The sequence below is a fragment of the Mycolicibacterium elephantis DSM 44368 genome (assembly GCF_004014805.1).
In the GTDB taxonomy this organism is placed as follows: Bacteria; Actinomycetota; Actinomycetes; order Mycobacteriales; family Mycobacteriaceae; genus Mycobacterium; species Mycobacterium elephantis.
Map to the genome: position 1 here is coordinate 18,149 of NZ_ATDN01000035.1, position 15,104 is coordinate 33,252.

The following is a 15,104-nucleotide window of genomic DNA, read 5'->3' on the forward strand; positions in this document are numbered from 1 at the left end:
GCAGGCAGCCTAGACGGCAAAGGTGGCCTTGACCGCAGCCAGTGCCTGGGGCGGATAGTCGACGAACCGGGCGGCCCAGGCCACCGCGGCGTCGTAGACGTCGTCGGGTGCCACCATCTGGTCGATCAGGCCGAGCGCCAGCGCCTCCTTCGCGTCGACGAACCGGCCGCTGAACACCAGGTCTTTCGCCTTGCTCACGCCGACCGCGCGGGTCAGCCGGGACGTGCCGCCCGCGGGCACGAGCCCGGCGAGGATCTCCGTCACGCCGAACTTGACGTTGTCGCCGGCGACCCGCCAGTCCGCGCCCAGCGCGAGGGTGAGCCCGCCGCCCAGCGCGTACCCGGTGATGGCCGCGACGGTCGGTTTGGGCACCGCGGCCAGCGCGTCGACGGCCGCCCGGCAGTCCTCCGCGGCGACGGCGGCCTCGGCAGTGTTCAGCGTCCGCCGTTCTCGCACGTCGTCGCCGGCGGAGAAGATCTCGTGGCCACCGAAGACGACGACGGCGTGCACGTCGGCGCGGCGACCGACGTCTACCGCGGCGGCGGCGATCTCGCGGTACATCTGGCGGGTCAGCGCGTTGGTCGGCGGACGCGACAACAGCAGCGTGGCGATGCCGGGCTGCTGGTCGCCGGTGTGGACGCTGACGAACTCGTTCATGCCAACGGTGCGCCGGGCGTGTAGTTGTCGGGTGAGCGGTGCTTGCGGGCGGCGTTGTAGCGGTCGCTGTCGAAGAACTCGATCTCCCAGTTGCCGTTGGTGGCGGCCAGATGAGGTTCGACCGCCACGATCTGGCGTTCCACGGCAAGCACTTCGGCGACCGTCCGGCCGGCCAGCGAGTCCAACTGCGTCCACGTCGGCGGCAGCAGGAACGTCTTGGAATCGGCGAAGTCCTGCAGCGCCTCCTCGGGCGTGATCCACCCCGCCGATTCGGCCTCGGTGTTCTCGCCGTCGGCCCGCTGTCCCTCGGGCAGGGCCGCGACGAAGAAGTAGGTGTCGTAGCGGCGGGTGCGCTCTTCCTTCGGGGTCACCCAGTTCGCCCATGGCCGAAGCAGATCCGCGCGCAACACCAACTTCTCGGTGCGCAGGAAGTCGGCGAACGACAGCGACCGGTCCACCAGCGCCTGCCGTTCGGCGCGGTACACCGAGGCGTCGTCGACGAGGACGTCGGAGTCGTCGGCGGCGCCGGCGAACAGCACACCGGACTCTTCGAACGTCTCGCGCGCCGCCGCGCACACCAGCGCCCTGGCCAGTTCGACGTCCACGCCGAGCCGCTCGGCCCACCATGAGGGTTCGGGACCCATCCACGCGATGTCGGCGTTGCGGTCCCGGTCGTCGACGCCGCCGCCGGGAAACACCATCACCCCGCCGACGAACTCCATCGCCGAATGCCGCCGCATCAGAAACACCTCCACCGCGCGTCGCGCGCCGGGATCCTTGTCGCGGATCAGCATCACGGTGGCGGCGGGTCGCGGCGTCAACGGTTGCTCGGTCATGCACGTCTCCTATGTGCCGCGCGGGAACGGGTGCGACGGGCGAAGTAGCGCCCGTCGATGACATCGACGGCGATCGACTGCCCGAACGCCGTCGACAGGTTCTCCGCCGTCAACACCTCGGGCAGCAGTCCCGAGGCGACCTCCTGACCTTCGGCCAAGATCAGGCAGTGCGTGAAGCCGGGCGGGATCTCCTCGACGTGGTGGGTCACCAGCACCAGCGCCGGCGCGTCCGGGTCGGCGGCCAGATCGGCCAGCCGCGCGACCAGTTCCTCGCGTCCGCCGAGATCCAGTCCGGCCGCGGGCTCGTCCAGCAGCAACAGTTCGGGGTCGGTCATCATCGACCGCGCGATGAGGACCCGCTTGCGCTCCCCCTCCGACAACGTGCCGTAGGTGCGCTCGGCCAGGTGCTCGGCCCCCACGCTCTCCAGGATGTCGATGGCCTGGTGGTAGTCGACCTCGTCGTAGCGTTCGCGCCAGCGGCCCATCACCGAATAGCCGGCCGAGACCACCAGATCGCGCACCAGCTCGCCTTCGGGCACCCGTTGCGCCAGCGCGGAGCTGCTCAGGCCGATGCGTGAGCGCAGCTCGATGGTGTCCACCCGGCCGAGCCGTTCACCGAGCACGTAGGCGGTGCCCGACGAGGGGTGCTCCATCGCGGCGGCGATGCGCAGCAGCGACGTCTTGCCCGCGCCGTTGGGGCCGACGATCACCCAGCGTTCGTCGAGCTCGACCGACCAGGTGATGGGTCCGACGAGGACCTTCCCGCCGCGCCGCAGGGAGACCCCGGCGAAGTCGATCAGCAGATCGGGGTCGGCTGCATCCTCGGCGACTGGCACCCGCCCATCGTATTGAAGCGGTCTCGGTGCGGGCTCATGCGGTCAGCGCTGGCCATACGCGAAATCGCTTCACGAGTGGTGCGGGAAACGCAACCGGATCAACTCCAGTTCGCGGGCCATCCGTTCGGCGTCGCGGTCGGTGAAGTCGACACTGCCCCTGGGCCCCTGCCAGCTGAACAGCTGGCTCAGCCGCCGGCCCAATCGTGACGTCCAATTCGCTCTCATGCACCTGATAGTTCCGGCCAACTGGCTTGCTATTCAATAGCCAGTCAGCGCATACTGGCCTGCAAATGACCGCCGAACTCTCCGGACATACGCTCAGTGCGACCCTTTTGGCCCGCAAATTGGGCAACTGGCGCACATCCAGTCACAGTGGACCCGCCTACCGGGGACTGGCCGATGCCATCCGGTTGCTGATCGTCGACGGGCGCCTGCCGGTCGGCGCGCGACTGCCCAGCGAACGCGCGCTCGCCGAGGCGCTGCGGGTGTCACGCACCACCGTCACCGCCGCCTATGCCCAGCTGCGCGACGACGGCTATCTCCACGCCCGCCGCGGCGCGCGCAGCACGACCGCGCTTCCGGTCACCCCGTCGTTGCGCGCCGATGCCGCGCCGCACTCGGTGAGCCTGGCCGCCGCCGCGTTGTCCGCGCCCGCCGCCGCCGTCGTCGAGGCGTTCGCCGAAGCCACCCACGACGTGACGCCGTATCTGCACGAACCGGGTCACGAACTCATCGGCGTCAGCGCACTGCGCCAGGCGATCGCCGAAAGATATTGCGACCGCGGGTTTCCCACCGAGCCCGACGAGATCATGGTCACCACGGGCGCGTTGCACGCGATCAACCTGATCCTCACCACCTACGTGCAACCCGGCGATCGCGTGCTGGTCGAACAGCCCACGTATCACGGTGCGCTGACGTCGATCACGACCGTGGGCGCGCGCCCCGTTCCGGTCGCGATGACCGAGGACGGCTGGGATCTCGACGCGCTGCAGGCGTCGGTGCACCAACTCTCGCCGAGCCTGGCCTACCTGATTCCCGACAACCACAACCCCACCGGGTTGACCATGCCGGTGCCGGACCGCAGGCGATTGGCCGGCATCATCGCCGAGACCCGCACCCGCACCATCGTCGACGAATCGATCATGGACATGTGGCTGGAGCAACCCGTGCCCCCGCCGCTGGGCGCGGAGGTGACGGCACGCCGTGACCTGGTGCTGACGGTCGGTTCGATGTCCAAGTCGTTCTGGGGCGGGCTGCGGGTCGGCTGGATCCGCGCCGAGCGGTCCACGATCGCGACCATCGCGGCGCTGCGACCGTCCATCGACATGGGCACCGCGGTTCTCGAACAATGCGCGGCCGCAAGGCTTCTCACGCGCCACGACGAGCTGCTGCCCGAGCGCAGGGAAATCCTGCGAGCACGTCGAGCACACCTGCAGCAGCTGTTGCGCCGTCATCTGCCCGACTGGGAACCGGGTCGCGGCACCGGGGGCATGTCGCTGTGGGTACGGCTGCCCGCGCCGATGAGCACCGCACTGTCGGCGGCGGCCTCCCGCCTCGGCCTCGACCTGCCCGCCGGCCCGCGCTTCGGCGTCAACGGCACGCTGGAGCGGTTCGTCCGGGTGCCCTACACGCTGCCCGAGGAGCAGCTGAGCGCGGCCGTCGAACTGCTCGCCCGCGCCTGGTACAGCGTCACCGGCTCGGCCACCCGGGAGCCGGCGACCGTGGTGGTCTGACTTTCCTCCCGCGAGCAGACGCGAAGACCCCTGAATTCACCGTCAATTGGGGGTTTTCACGTCTGCTCGCCGAAGAGACCGGCTACTCGTCGTCGGGGATCTCCACGCGGCGCATCACCCCATCACGGGCATCGGCCGCCTCGATCTCGCTGCGCGTGATACCGAGGATGAACAGCAGGGTGTCCAGGTAGGGGTAGCTCAGCGACGCGTCGGCGACCTCCCGGAGCGCGGGCTTGGCGTTGAACGCCACGCCCAGCCCAGCGGCGGCCAGCATGTCGATGTCGTTGGCGCCGTCACCGACGGCCACCGTCTGTTCCATCGGCACGCCGGCCTGCTGCGCGAAATCACGCAGCGCCTTGGCTTTTCCGGCGCGGTCGATGATGGGCCCGATGACCCGGCCGGTCAGCCTACCGTCGACGATCTCGAGTTCGTTGGCCGCGACGAAATCCATCATCAACTCGTGCGCGAGCGGCGCGATGACCTGGCGGAAGCCGCCGGACACGATGCCGCAGTGATAGCCGAGGCGGCGCAGGGTGCGCAAAGTGGTTCGCGCGCCAGGGGTCAACTCGATCTGCTCGCCGACGTCCTCGAGCACCGAGGCGGGCAGACCCGCCAAGGTCGCCACACGACGGTGCAGCGACTCGGCGAAGTCGAGTTCGCCGCGCATCGCGGCCTCGGTGACCTCGGCGACCGCTGCCTCCGCACCCACGCGGGCGGCCAGCATCTCGATCACCTCACCCTGGATCAGGGTCGAATCGACGTCGAAGACGATGAGCCGCTTGGCCCGTCGCGACAGGCTGTAGTCCTCGAGCGCGATGTCGATCTTCTCGGCGACCGCGACGCGGGCCAACGCGGTCTGCAGCTGCCGATAGATGTCGTCCGTCGGCACCGACACCCGCAGCTCCAAACCCGTTACCGGATAGTCGGATACGCCGCGGATGGTGTCGATGTTGACCCCGAGCGCCGCCAGTTCGCGGGCCACCACGCCGAACGCCTCGGCGGTGATGGGGCGGCCCAGCACGACGATCGTGTGGGTGGACGGTGCGCGCAGCACCGGCAGGGTGTCGCTGGGTTCGATGGTGACGTCCAGGCCGACGCCGTGGATCGCGGCGGTCACCTCGTCGCGCAGCTGGGTTCCGGCGGCGACGTCGCCCGGCGCGGCGACCAGCACACCCAGCGTCAACCGGCCCCGGATGACGACCTGTTCGACGTTGAGCAGGTCCACGTTGTGCCGGGACAGCACCTCGAACAGTGCCGACGTGACCCCCGGTTGATCGCGTCCGGTGACGGTGATCAACAGCGATGAGCGGTTGCGTCCCTGGCCAGTCACGGGCGCTCGTCAGGAGGCTCGACCGGCGGCAATACGTTCGGCCCGCTCATCGCCGAATGCCGCAGCCGGTTAACTCGATTGGTCCGCGAGCCGTGCGTCCGCCGGTTCGTGGGTACGTCCGATGTGGGCTTCGGCGCGCATCCGCTCGATCATGTGCGGGTAGTGCAGCTCGAACGCCGGCCGCTCCGAACGGATCCGGGGCAGCTCGGTGAAGTTGTGCCGCGGCGGCGGGCAGGACGTCGCCCACTCCAGCGAGTTGCCGTAGCCCCACGGATCGTCGACGGTGACCGGTTCGCCGTAGCGCCAGCTCTTGAACACATTCCAGGCGAACGGCAGCACCGACACACCCAGGATGAACGCGCCGACGGTGGACACCACGTTCAGCTCGGTGAAGCCGTCGGTGGGCATGTAGTCCGCGTAGCGCCGCGGCATCCCCTCATCGCCGAGCCAGTGCTGCACCAAAAAGGTGGTCTGAAAGCCGATGAACGTCAACCAGAACTGCAGCTTGCCCAGACGCTCATCGAGCAGCCGACCGGTCATCTTCGGGAACCAGAAGTAGATGCCGGCGTAGGTGGCGAACACGATCGTGCCGAACAGCGTGTAGTGGAAGTGCGCCACCACGAAATACGTGTCTGTGATGTGGAAGTCCAGCGGCGGGCTGGCCAGCAGCACCCCGGACAGGCCGCCGAGCAGGAACGTCAGCAGGAAGCCGATGGAGAACAGCATCGGCGTCTCGAACGTCAACTGCCCCTTCCACATCGTGCCGATCCAGTTGAAGAACTTGATGCCGGTCGGCACCGCGATCAGGAACGTCATGAACGAGAAGAACGGCAGCAGCACCGCGCCCGTCGCGTACATGTGGTGCGCCCACACCGCGATCGACAGTGCGGCGATGCCGATGGTGGCGTAGACCAGCGTGGTGTAGCCGAAGATCGGCTTGCGGCTGAACACCGGGAAGATCTCGCTGACGATCCCGAAGAACGGCAACGCGATGACGTACACCTCGGGATGGCCGAAGAACCAGAACAGGTGCTGATACAACAGCACACCGCCGTTGGCCGGGTCGTAGACGTGCCCGCCGAGCTGGCGGTCGTAGGCCAGCGCGAGCAGCGCCGACGTCAGCAGTGGGAACGCGATCAGCACCAGGATCGACGTCACCATGATGTTCCACGTGAACACCGGCATCCGGAACATCGTCATCCCGGGCGCGCGCATGCACACCACCGTGGTGACCATGTTCACCGCACCCAGGATGGTGCCCAGACCGGCCACACCCAGGCCCAAGATCCACAGGTCACCACCGGCGCCCGGCGAGTGCAGCGCATTGGACAGCGGCGCATACGCGGTCCAGCCGAAGTCCGCGGCGCCACCGGGGGTGATGAATCCGCCGATGGTGATCAGCCCGCCGAACAGGAACAGCCAGAACGAGAACGCGTTCAGCCGCGGGAAGGCCACGTCGGGCGCGCCGATCTGCAGCGGCAGGACCAGGTTGGCGAACCCGAACACGATCGGTGTGGCGTAAAACAGCAGCATCACCGTGCCGTGCATGGTGAACAGCTGGTTGTACTGCTCGTTGGACAGGAACTGCAGCCCCGGCATCGCCAGCTCGGTACGCATGAACAGCGCCATCAGCCCGCCGACGAAGAAGAAGACGAAGCAGGTGACGCAGTACATGATGCCGATCAGCTTGTGATCGGTGGTGGTGATCAGCTTGTAGAGCAGGTTGCCCTTGGGTCCAAGCCGCGCCGGAAAGGGACGACGAACCTCGAGTTGTCCGATGGGGGGCGCTTCGGCTACCAACAGGTCCTCCATACGTCTGGTCGGGGCATCCCCGCAGTGTCAACGATGAATCCTAGCTTCCCTAAAAGTCGGGGCTCGCGGTGGTCCTACAAACCGTCGTATATGCCGCGTGACGGTCGCTGACCAGCGCGGAACTCCCCGGATGTTACCGTCGGCGACGTGCTGATCAGCGGAGCGCGCGCGGGCGTGCGGGCTGCCCGGTCCGCGGTGCCCGTCGCCGTCGCCGTGGTGTCGCTGACGCTGATCAGTGGGTGCGGTCAGCTCGGCGGCGACGCCCCGGAGTCCGACACCCAGTCGGTCATCACCAGCACGACCAGGATTGCCAGCGCGGGGGTGCTCGGCAACCAGCGTCGTCCCGACGAGTCCTGTGCCCCCGACCCGGCTGCCGTTGACCCCGGACCCCCGGACCGTCTCGTGCGCCACGCCGCGGGTGAGACGGAGGTGCGCGCGGATCCGCAGCGCATCGTGGTGCTCTCCGGTGATCAGCTCGACGCACTGTGCGCGCTGGGGCTGCAGTCGCGCATCGTGGCGGCGGCCCTGCCGGACGGGTCCCCCGATCAGCCGTCGTACCTCGGCACCGTCATCCACGACGTGCCGGGCGTGGGCACCCGCAGCGAACCCGATCTGGAGGGCATCCGCGACGCCTCACCCGATCTGATCCTCGGGTCGCAGGCGCTGACGCCTGAGGCGTTCGGGGCGCTGTCGGAGATCGCGCCGACGGTGTTCACCGAGGCGCCGGGCCCCGGGTGGCAGGACAACCTGCGCACGGTCGGCGCGGCGACCGGACGGCTGGACGCCGCCAACGGGCTGATCGAGGGTTTCGAGAAGGCGGCGGAGAGAACCGGCGCCGAGAACGACGCCACCCATTACCAAGCCTCGGTCGTCCAGTTCACCGACACCACCATGCGCGTCTTCGGCGCCGACAACTTCCCCGCCAGCGTGCTCGCCGCTGCCGGCGTGGATCGTCCTGCGGCCCAACGCTTTACCGATAGGCCCTACATCGAGATCGGAATCACCGACACCGATCTGGCCAACTCCCCCGACCTGTCTGCCGCCGACGGCGACATCGTCTACATCTCGTTTGCCACTGGCGAGGCCAAGGAGCACGCGACCACGGTGCTGAAAAGCGACGCGTGGAAGAAGTTGTCGGCCAACCGCGACGACCGCGTCTTCGCCGTGAACAACGAGGTGTGGCACACCGGTGAGGGCATCGTCGCCGCACGCGGCATCCTCGATGACCTGCGCTGGATCAACGCGCCGATCAACTAGTCTCGCGGACGTGTTCCACGTCCTCACATCGACGTATCTGCAGCCGCCAGACGTCATCAACCAGTCCCGCCCGGCGCACCTGGAATGGCTGAAGGGGGAGGTCGAGGCGGGCCGAATCCTGTTGGCCGGCCGCCGGGAGGACGAATCCGGCGCGGTGCTGATCACCGGCGACATCAGCGCGCAGGAGGCCCAGGACATCGTCGACCGCGATCCGTACACGAGCGCCGGGGTGGCGCGCTACGAACGGGTGTCGTTCAACGGCGCCTTCCGCGCGCCGGGGCTCTGAGAAGTTTCAGAACTGGTTGATGTCTTCCTTGGCGATGTAGATGCCGTGACCGCTGCCGTCGTAGGCGATGCGGGTGCGTAGCCGGTCGGCCTCGATCGTCCAGCCGTAGAGGTGAATGGTCTGGCCGGCGTTCAGCACCGTCGGGTCGCCCGTGTCCGGAACGCTGCCCTTGGCCCAGTAGAACTCGCCCGTGCCTTCCTTCACCGCGACGGGCAGGCGCACGCTGTGCTTCTCCGCCGAAAAACTCGACTGGGCGAACGGCAGCCCGTCGGTGCGTTGACAGACCACCATGGGCCCGCCGCCGCGGGCGACGTCGTCGGCGCTGACCTGACAGCGCACCTGCCCCTCGTCGAGCAGCAGCACTCGGCTGTCGTCGGCCGCGGCAGCTGGCGCCAGGGGTATTGCGACGAGGGCCGCGACTGCGCCCGACGCTGCGATCAGGTGTCGAACCATGGCCGGGATGCTCTCACGACCGCGGCGCCGAGACCGACGAAATGGCGCAATCCACTCGCACTTTCGCGCCCGTTTGTCCCTTTGGGCGTCTAGAAGTCCCAGTCCTCGTCTTCGGTGTTGACGGCCTTGCCGATCACGTAGCTGGAGCCCGAGCCGGAGAAGAAGTCGTGGTTCTCGTCGGCGTTGGGCGCCAGCGCGGACAGGATCGCCGGGTTGACGTCGGTCTCGTCACGCGGGAACAACGCCTCATACCCCAGGTTCATCAGCGCCTTGTTGGCGTTGTAGCGCAGGAACTTCTTGACGTCCTCGGTCAGCCCCACCCCGTCGTAGAGGTCCTGGGTGTACTCGACCTCGTTGTCGTAGAGCTCGAACAGCAGCTCGTAGGTGTAGTCCTTGAGCTCCTGCTGCTTGGCCGGCTCCTCGAGCGCCAGACCACGCTGGTACTTGTAGCCGATGTAGTAGCCGTGCACCGCCTCGTCACGGATGATCAACCGGATCATGTCGGCGGTGTTGGTCAGCTTGGCCCGGCTGGCCCAGTACATCGGCAGATAGAAGCCCGAGTAGAACAGGAAGCTCTCCAGCAGCGTGGAGGCCACCTTGCGCTTGAGCGGCTCGTCACCGCGGTAGTACTGCATGACGATCGACGCCTTGCGCTGCAGGTTCGGGTTCTCCTCCGACCAGCGGAACGCCTCGTCGATCTCGGCGGTCGAGCACAACGTCGAGAAGATGTTGCTGTAGCTCTTGGCGTGCACCGACTCCATGAACGCGATGTTGGTGAGCACCGCCTCTTCGTGCGGGGTTATCGCGTCGGGGATCAGGCTGACCGCGCCGACGGTGCCCTGGATGGTGTCCAGCAGCGTCAGCCCGGTGAACACCCGCATCGTCAGCTGCTTCTCGGCGTCGGTCAGCGTGTTCCAGGACTGGATGTCGTTGGACACCGGCACCTTCTCCGGCAACCAGAAGTTGCCGGTCAGCCGGTGCCAGACCTCGAGGTCTTTCTCGTCCTGAAGACGGTTCCAGTTGATCGCCGAGACGCGGTCAATCAGCTTCATACCCTCGGACACCAGCACTCCATTCCGCCGCAGAAACAGGTTGCCGAATCGGCGTCTCCGACACTACCCCTGGGGGGCGACAACGTCTGGAACCGCGACATCTTGTGTTGGCGTGTCGCGGCGAGTTCCCCAGATCCGGTACTCCGACGGGTCGAATGTGCGGGTCGCCAGCCAGTACTGCCAGGTCATCCCGCTCCACAGCGTCCGGTTGACGCCGTGCTCGTCGAGATACCAGCTTCGGCAACCACCGGTGCTCCACACCGTGCCCGCCAGCTCGTCCTGCAGCTCGGCGTTGTAGCGGTCCTGGGCTTCGCGCGTCGGGGTCAACGCCTGCGCGCCTGCGCGGTCGACCGCCGCGATGGCCTGGGCGGCGTAGCGGATCTGCGACTCGATCATGAACACCACCGAGTTGTGCCCCAGCGCGGTGTTCGGGCCGAGCAAAAAGAACAGGTTGGGCATGTCAGCGACGGTGATGCCGCGCAGCGCCGCGATCCCCTCCCGGTTCCACCGGTCGACCAGGTCCTCCCCGCCGAGGCCCTTGATGTGCACGTAGGTGTAGGAGTCGGTCACGTGGAAGCCGGTGGCGAACACGACGACGTCGACCTCTCTTTCGGTGGCGCGTCCGTGCTCGTCGGCCGTGACGATGCCGCTCGGCGTGAACCGCGCGATCCCGTCGGTGATCACCTCGGTCTTCGGGTTGGCGATACCGTGGTAGTAGGTGTCGGAGTTGAGGATGCGCTTGCAGCCCGCCCGGTAGTCAGGGGTGAGTTTGCGCCGCAACTCGGGGTCTTTGATCGACCGATTGATGTTCCACTTGCCCAGCAGCTCACCGATTTTCAGCAGCCGGGGCTCGCGGGTCATGGCGAACCCGACGGCTTCGTGGGCCCAGTAGATACCCGCGCGCATCAGTCGGCGGGTACCCGGCACCGTGGCGAACATCCGCTGCATCCACTCGGGGATCGGGTTGTTCGGCCGCGGCATCACCCACGCCGGGGTGCGCTGGTAAAGCTGCAGCGCGGCAACGTCTTTGACGATCTCGGGCACGATCTGGATCGCGCTCGCCCCGGTTCCGATCACCGCGACGCGCTTGCCGGTCAGGTCGACGCCGTGATCCCACTCCGCGGAATGGAAAGCGGCACCTTGATATTCGTCGAGGCCCTCGAAGTCGGGGATCAGCGGGATGTGCAGTCCGCCGGCGCCGGAGATCACGAACTGCGCGACGAATTCCCGGCCGTCCTTGGTGAACACATGCCAGCGCATCTCCTCCTCGTCCCAGTGCGCTCGGTCCACGTGCGAGCCGAACCGGATGTACCGTCGCAGCCCGTATTTGTCGGCCACCCCCTTGAGGTAGTCGAAGATCTCCGGCTGAAACGACCACATGTGCTTCCAGTCCGGCTTGGGCTCAAAGGAGAACGAGTACATGTGCGACGGGATGTCGCAGGCGCAGCCCGGGTAGGTGTTGTCACGCCAGGTGCCGCCGATCTCGTCGGCCTTCTCCAAGATCAGGAACTCGACGCCGCGCTTCTGCAGCTCGATGCCCATCCCCAGGCCGGAGAATCCGGTGCCGATGATCAGCGCGCGGGTATGCACCGGCTTGGCGGCTACGGTCTCCGCCTCGTGCTCGGCAACCGTCATGATCGGTCTCCCCTCTTTCACCTCCGGCATGGGCCCATCCTGGGACCGGCGGTACCGGATACTAGGTTCAGGGTACGTGGTGTGTCTGCTCGAGCGCACCTGGCCGCCGCCCGATCGCCCACGGCGAACCCGGGTCGGGAAATAAACTGGATGGGTGCGCGGCGGCTGGCCGCTGATCGGACGAGACGAAGAACTGGCGGTCGTCTCTGGTGCTATCGCTGAGCCGGCAGCGGCCGGGATCCTCATCGCGGGCAGCGCCGGCGTCGGCAAGACGCGCCTGGCCCGCGAAGCGCTCGCGAAGGCACAACGGCGAGGCCGCCGATGCCACTGGCTTCTGGCGACGGAGTCCGCGCGATCTGTGCCGTTGGGAGTGTTCGCCGAATTCGCGAGCGGTTTCGGCCCCGACCCGCTGCGACGGGTCCAGGAAATCATCGACGCGCTGGTCGGCTCCCCATCGTCGACGACATCCCCGACGCGGCCGGTGGTCGGAATCGACGACGCCCACCTGCTCGATGAGCAGTCCGCGCTCGTCGTGCACCAATTGGTTCACCGACGCATTGCGACGGTGGTTCTCACCCAGCGCTCGGGTGAGCAGACACCCGACGCCATCACATCGTTGTGGAAGGACGAGCGGCTGCCGCGGATGGATCTGCAGCCACTGGCCGCTCACGAGGTGAGCACGCTGCTGACGGCGGTGCTCGACGACGAAATCGAGACGACGAGCGCCGAGCGACTCTGGCGCTATACCCACGGCAACGCCCTGTATCTACGCCAACTCATCACCGACGAGATCGCCTCCCGCCGGCTCAACAAACGCGCAGGGGTATGGGTGTGGGATGGTCAACCGGACTTCTCGCCGCGGTTGCTCGAGTTGATCAAGGCCAATATCGGCAGGCACAGCGAGCAGGTCGTCGAGGTGCTCGACATCGTGGCGCTGGCCGAGCCCGTCGAGTTGGCTGTCCTGCTGCACATGGCCTCGCCCGGTGCGGTCGACGAGGCCCAACAGCATGGGCTGATCCGATTCGATCCGGCGGCTCAGGTCGCTCACCTGGCACATCCGATGTTCGGGGAGGCCAGGCGGGCCATGGCCGGACCCGTAGGCCTTCGCACCCTGTGCGGACGACTCGCGCACACCATCGGCGAGGTCTGCAGCCCTTCCCTGCACCAGACGGTCCGGCGCGCCGTGCTGGCCCTGGAATCCGATGCCGGCCGTGACGCGGCACTGCTGCACGAAGCAGCCAACGCAGCCCTGGCGCTGCTGGACATACCGTTGGCGATGCGGCTCGGGCGCGCTGCCACCGAGTCCGGCGCCGGACGTCCCGCGCAGTTCAACTACGCGGTCGCGTTGGCCACCGCCGCCCGGGGCGCGCAGGCTGAGAAGATCCTGGGCCGGCTGGCGGCCAGCGCCACCGAGGACGCCGAACGCGTGCACATTGCGCTGGCCCGTGCGGCCAACTTGACGTGGGTTCTCGGCGAACCGGTCACCGCCGAACGAGAACTTGACGCGGCCCAACAGGCGGCCGCCGGTTGCGGGCTTGCCCACGCCGTCAACGCGGTCCGCGCATCCTGTCACGCGGCCCGAGGCCAGCCATCGACCGCGGTCGAGTTGGCCACCGAAGCGCTCGCGTCGCGAGAGGTGGCGGGCCTGCCGCGCATGATGGGCCTATGGGGCCTGGTGTACGGCCTCGCCGATCTCGGCTGTACCGAACGGCTTTCCAGCGCAGCGCACGGACACGCGTTCGCGCGCGGTGATGCGCGCGCATCGCATCTGCGGTTCCGCATGGGCGTGGCCTACGTCGACGGGCTGTGTTTGGCCGGTCATGTGCAGAAGGCCCGCCAAGTCGCGGCCGAACTGAGGTACGACGCGCACGATGTCGCGGGTTCGCGATACATCAGCACACTTATCGTCGCGCTCGCCGAACTGGCGGCCGGGGATCTGACGGCAGCATGCAAGTGGCTTCGCGAGTCGGCGGCGCTGCTTTCACCTGAGCTGGAGGACGAGCCCGAGGGCACCTTCCGACTCAGCGAGGTTTGGTTGTCGACGGCGCTGGCGATGGCGGGAGATGCGGAGGCCGCCGAACAGGCACTGGCCGGCCGGCCGGTCGCCGAAGCCGGAGGCTTTCGCTACTGGGAGACCGATCAAGCGCTCGCCGCGGCATGGATCGACGCCGCCCGCGGTCTTCCGAGCCTGGCGGTGCGGGCCGCGCTCGAGGCCGCCGACCAGGCCCGCGCGCTGCATCGTCCGACCCGTGAGGTGATGTGCCTGCAAACGGCGATGCAGTTCGGTGACAGCTCCTGCGCGGACCGCCTCGCAGAATTGTCGGCGTTCGTCGGCGGGCCGAGAGTGATTGCCGCGGCAGCGCATTCGGCCGCGTTGCACGCCCACGACGGCACCGGCCTGCTCGAGGCGTCACGGTGCTACGAGGCCTTCGGCGATCGTGTCGCAGCGGCCGATGCCGCCGCCCAGGCCGCCATTGTGCTTCGCGGGCACGGGCGCCGCGGTGCGAGTCTCACCGCGACCGCGGTGGCACAGCGCCTGGCCGGCGAGACCGGCGCACACACATATGCGCTGCGGGCCAACGGAATCGACTTGCCGCTGACTGCGCGGCAACGCGAAATCGTCACCCTTGCCGCCCGGGGGCTGTCCAACCGCGCCATCGCCGACCTGCTGGTGTTGTCCGTGCGCACGGTCGAGGGGCACCTGTTTCAGGCGTCGCAGAAGACCGGCGTCAGTACCCGCGAAGAACTCATCGCCATGGTTCAGGGACGGTCCGCCGAAAACCGCCCGACCGATCGGCTCGCGTGATTCGCACTTGCGTTCGACGCACCGAGTAACTCGGGTAGTGAACTACGCGGGCTCCTGCGGGGCGGCGGCCATACGTTGCGGCTGAAACACGCAACGAGGGAGACCGTCATGGCAGACGACAACAGCGGCCGCGTCGGCGTGGACCGACCTGGCACGGTTAGGCGGTCCGACGGTCCTGGTCACGACGCCCGCACCGGTGCGTCGTCAAGTTCCGTCCGCGAGGCACCCACCCGTGAGGCCGGCGAGGCCAAACTCGACCGCGACACCGGCATCGTCACCAACCCCGACGGCTCCAGCCACGACATGCGCACCGGCGCATCAACGGACCCCGTCCACAAACCATCCACCGAGATCGGCGGCGCCAAACTCGACCGCGACACCGGCATCGTCACCAACCCCGACGGCTCCAGC

At 67.8% G+C, this 15,104-nt stretch carries 14 protein-coding genes; 5 read left to right on the forward strand and 9 right to left on the reverse strand.

Annotated elements, in window-relative coordinates:
• Window positions 1-9: 9 nt before the first annotated feature.
• From MELE44368_RS20775 to MELE44368_RS26765, 4 genes are all read right to left on the reverse strand, one after another.
• Window positions 10-657, reverse strand: coding sequence for an enoyl-CoA hydratase (locus tag MELE44368_RS20775; RefSeq protein WP_128110245.1), 648 nt, complete (start codon window positions 655-657; stop codon window positions 10-12).
• Window positions 654-1,493, reverse strand: coding sequence for an NUDIX hydrolase (locus tag MELE44368_RS20780; protein WP_128110246.1), 840 nt, complete (start codon window positions 1,491-1,493; stop codon window positions 654-656). The genes MELE44368_RS20775 and MELE44368_RS20780 overlap by 4 nt, the downstream gene beginning before the upstream one ends.
• On the reverse strand, window positions 1,490-2,329 hold the full coding sequence (locus tag MELE44368_RS20785) for an ABC transporter ATP-binding protein (RefSeq protein WP_128110247.1): 840 nt from the start codon (window positions 2,327-2,329) through the stop codon (window positions 1,490-1,492). Before MELE44368_RS20785 ends, MELE44368_RS20780 begins: the two co-directional genes overlap by 4 nt.
• Window positions 2,330-2,398: 69 nt before the next feature.
• On the reverse strand, window positions 2,399-2,554 hold the full coding sequence (locus tag MELE44368_RS26765) for a hypothetical protein (RefSeq protein ID WP_164890183.1): 156 nt from the start codon (window positions 2,552-2,554) through the stop codon (window positions 2,399-2,401).
• Window positions 2,555-2,619: 65 nt separating this feature from the next.
• On the opposite strand from MELE44368_RS26765, the gene yczR reads away from it, so the two are divergent.
• Complete coding sequence (gene yczR / locus MELE44368_RS20790; protein ID WP_128110248.1) at window positions 2,620-4,062, forward strand: MocR-like transcription factor YczR; 1,443 nt, start codon at window positions 2,620-2,622, stop codon at window positions 4,060-4,062.
• An 82-nt stretch (window positions 4,063-4,144) separates the two neighbouring features.
• Here the strand turns inward: yczR and serB are convergent, their stop codons facing one another.
• Together serB and ctaD are read right to left on the reverse strand one after the other, a co-directional pair.
• Window positions 4,145-5,392 carry a phosphoserine phosphatase SerB gene (serB, locus tag MELE44368_RS20795; protein ID WP_128110249.1) on the reverse strand — a complete coding sequence of 416 codons (1,248 nt, stop codon included), beginning with the start codon at window positions 5,390-5,392 and terminating at the stop codon, window positions 4,145-4,147.
• Between the two features lie 69 nt (window positions 5,393-5,461).
• A complete protein-coding gene (gene ctaD / locus MELE44368_RS20800) occupies window positions 5,462-7,192 on the reverse strand; it encodes an aa3-type cytochrome oxidase subunit I (protein WP_128110257.1) in 1,731 nt (576 codons plus the stop codon).
• Window positions 7,193-7,351: 159 nt separating this feature from the next.
• On the opposite strand from ctaD, the gene MELE44368_RS20805 reads away from it, so the two are divergent.
• On the forward strand, window positions 7,352-8,461 hold the full coding sequence (locus MELE44368_RS20805) for an iron-siderophore ABC transporter substrate-binding protein (RefSeq protein WP_128110250.1): 1,110 nt from the start codon (window positions 7,352-7,354) through the stop codon (window positions 8,459-8,461).
• Between the two features lie 10 nt (window positions 8,462-8,471).
• Window positions 8,472-8,747 (forward strand): YciI family protein, encoded by a 276-nt coding sequence (locus MELE44368_RS20810; RefSeq protein ID WP_128110251.1) that lies wholly within the window; start codon window positions 8,472-8,474, stop codon window positions 8,745-8,747.
• A 6-nt stretch (window positions 8,748-8,753) separates the two neighbouring features.
• Here the strand turns inward: MELE44368_RS20810 and MELE44368_RS20815 are convergent, their stop codons facing one another.
• The 3 genes from MELE44368_RS20815 to MELE44368_RS20825 form a co-directional block, all read right to left on the reverse strand.
• The gene (locus MELE44368_RS20815; RefSeq protein WP_128110252.1) at window positions 8,754-9,200 is read right to left on the reverse strand and encodes a hypothetical protein; all 447 of its coding nucleotides are present in this window, start codon (window positions 9,198-9,200) and stop codon (window positions 8,754-8,756) included.
• Between the two features lie 89 nt (window positions 9,201-9,289).
• Window positions 9,290-10,252, reverse strand: a complete 963-nt coding sequence (gene nrdF / locus MELE44368_RS20820) for a class 1b ribonucleoside-diphosphate reductase subunit beta (protein WP_128110258.1) — start codon at window positions 10,250-10,252, stop codon at window positions 9,290-9,292.
• Between the two features lie 63 nt (window positions 10,253-10,315).
• Complete coding sequence (locus MELE44368_RS20825; RefSeq protein WP_128110253.1) at window positions 10,316-11,887, reverse strand: flavin-containing monooxygenase; 1,572 nt, start codon at window positions 11,885-11,887, stop codon at window positions 10,316-10,318.
• 154 nt (window positions 11,888-12,041) lie between these two features.
• Between MELE44368_RS20825 and MELE44368_RS20830 the strand changes: the two genes are divergently transcribed.
• Complete coding sequence (locus MELE44368_RS20830) at window positions 12,042-14,693, forward strand: helix-turn-helix transcriptional regulator (protein ID WP_128110254.1); 2,652 nt, start codon at window positions 12,042-12,044, stop codon at window positions 14,691-14,693.
• A 108-nt stretch (window positions 14,694-14,801) separates the two neighbouring features.
• A partial coding sequence (locus MELE44368_RS20835; protein ID WP_164890184.1) for a hypothetical protein occupies window positions 14,802-15,104 on the forward strand: 303 nt, incomplete at its 3' end.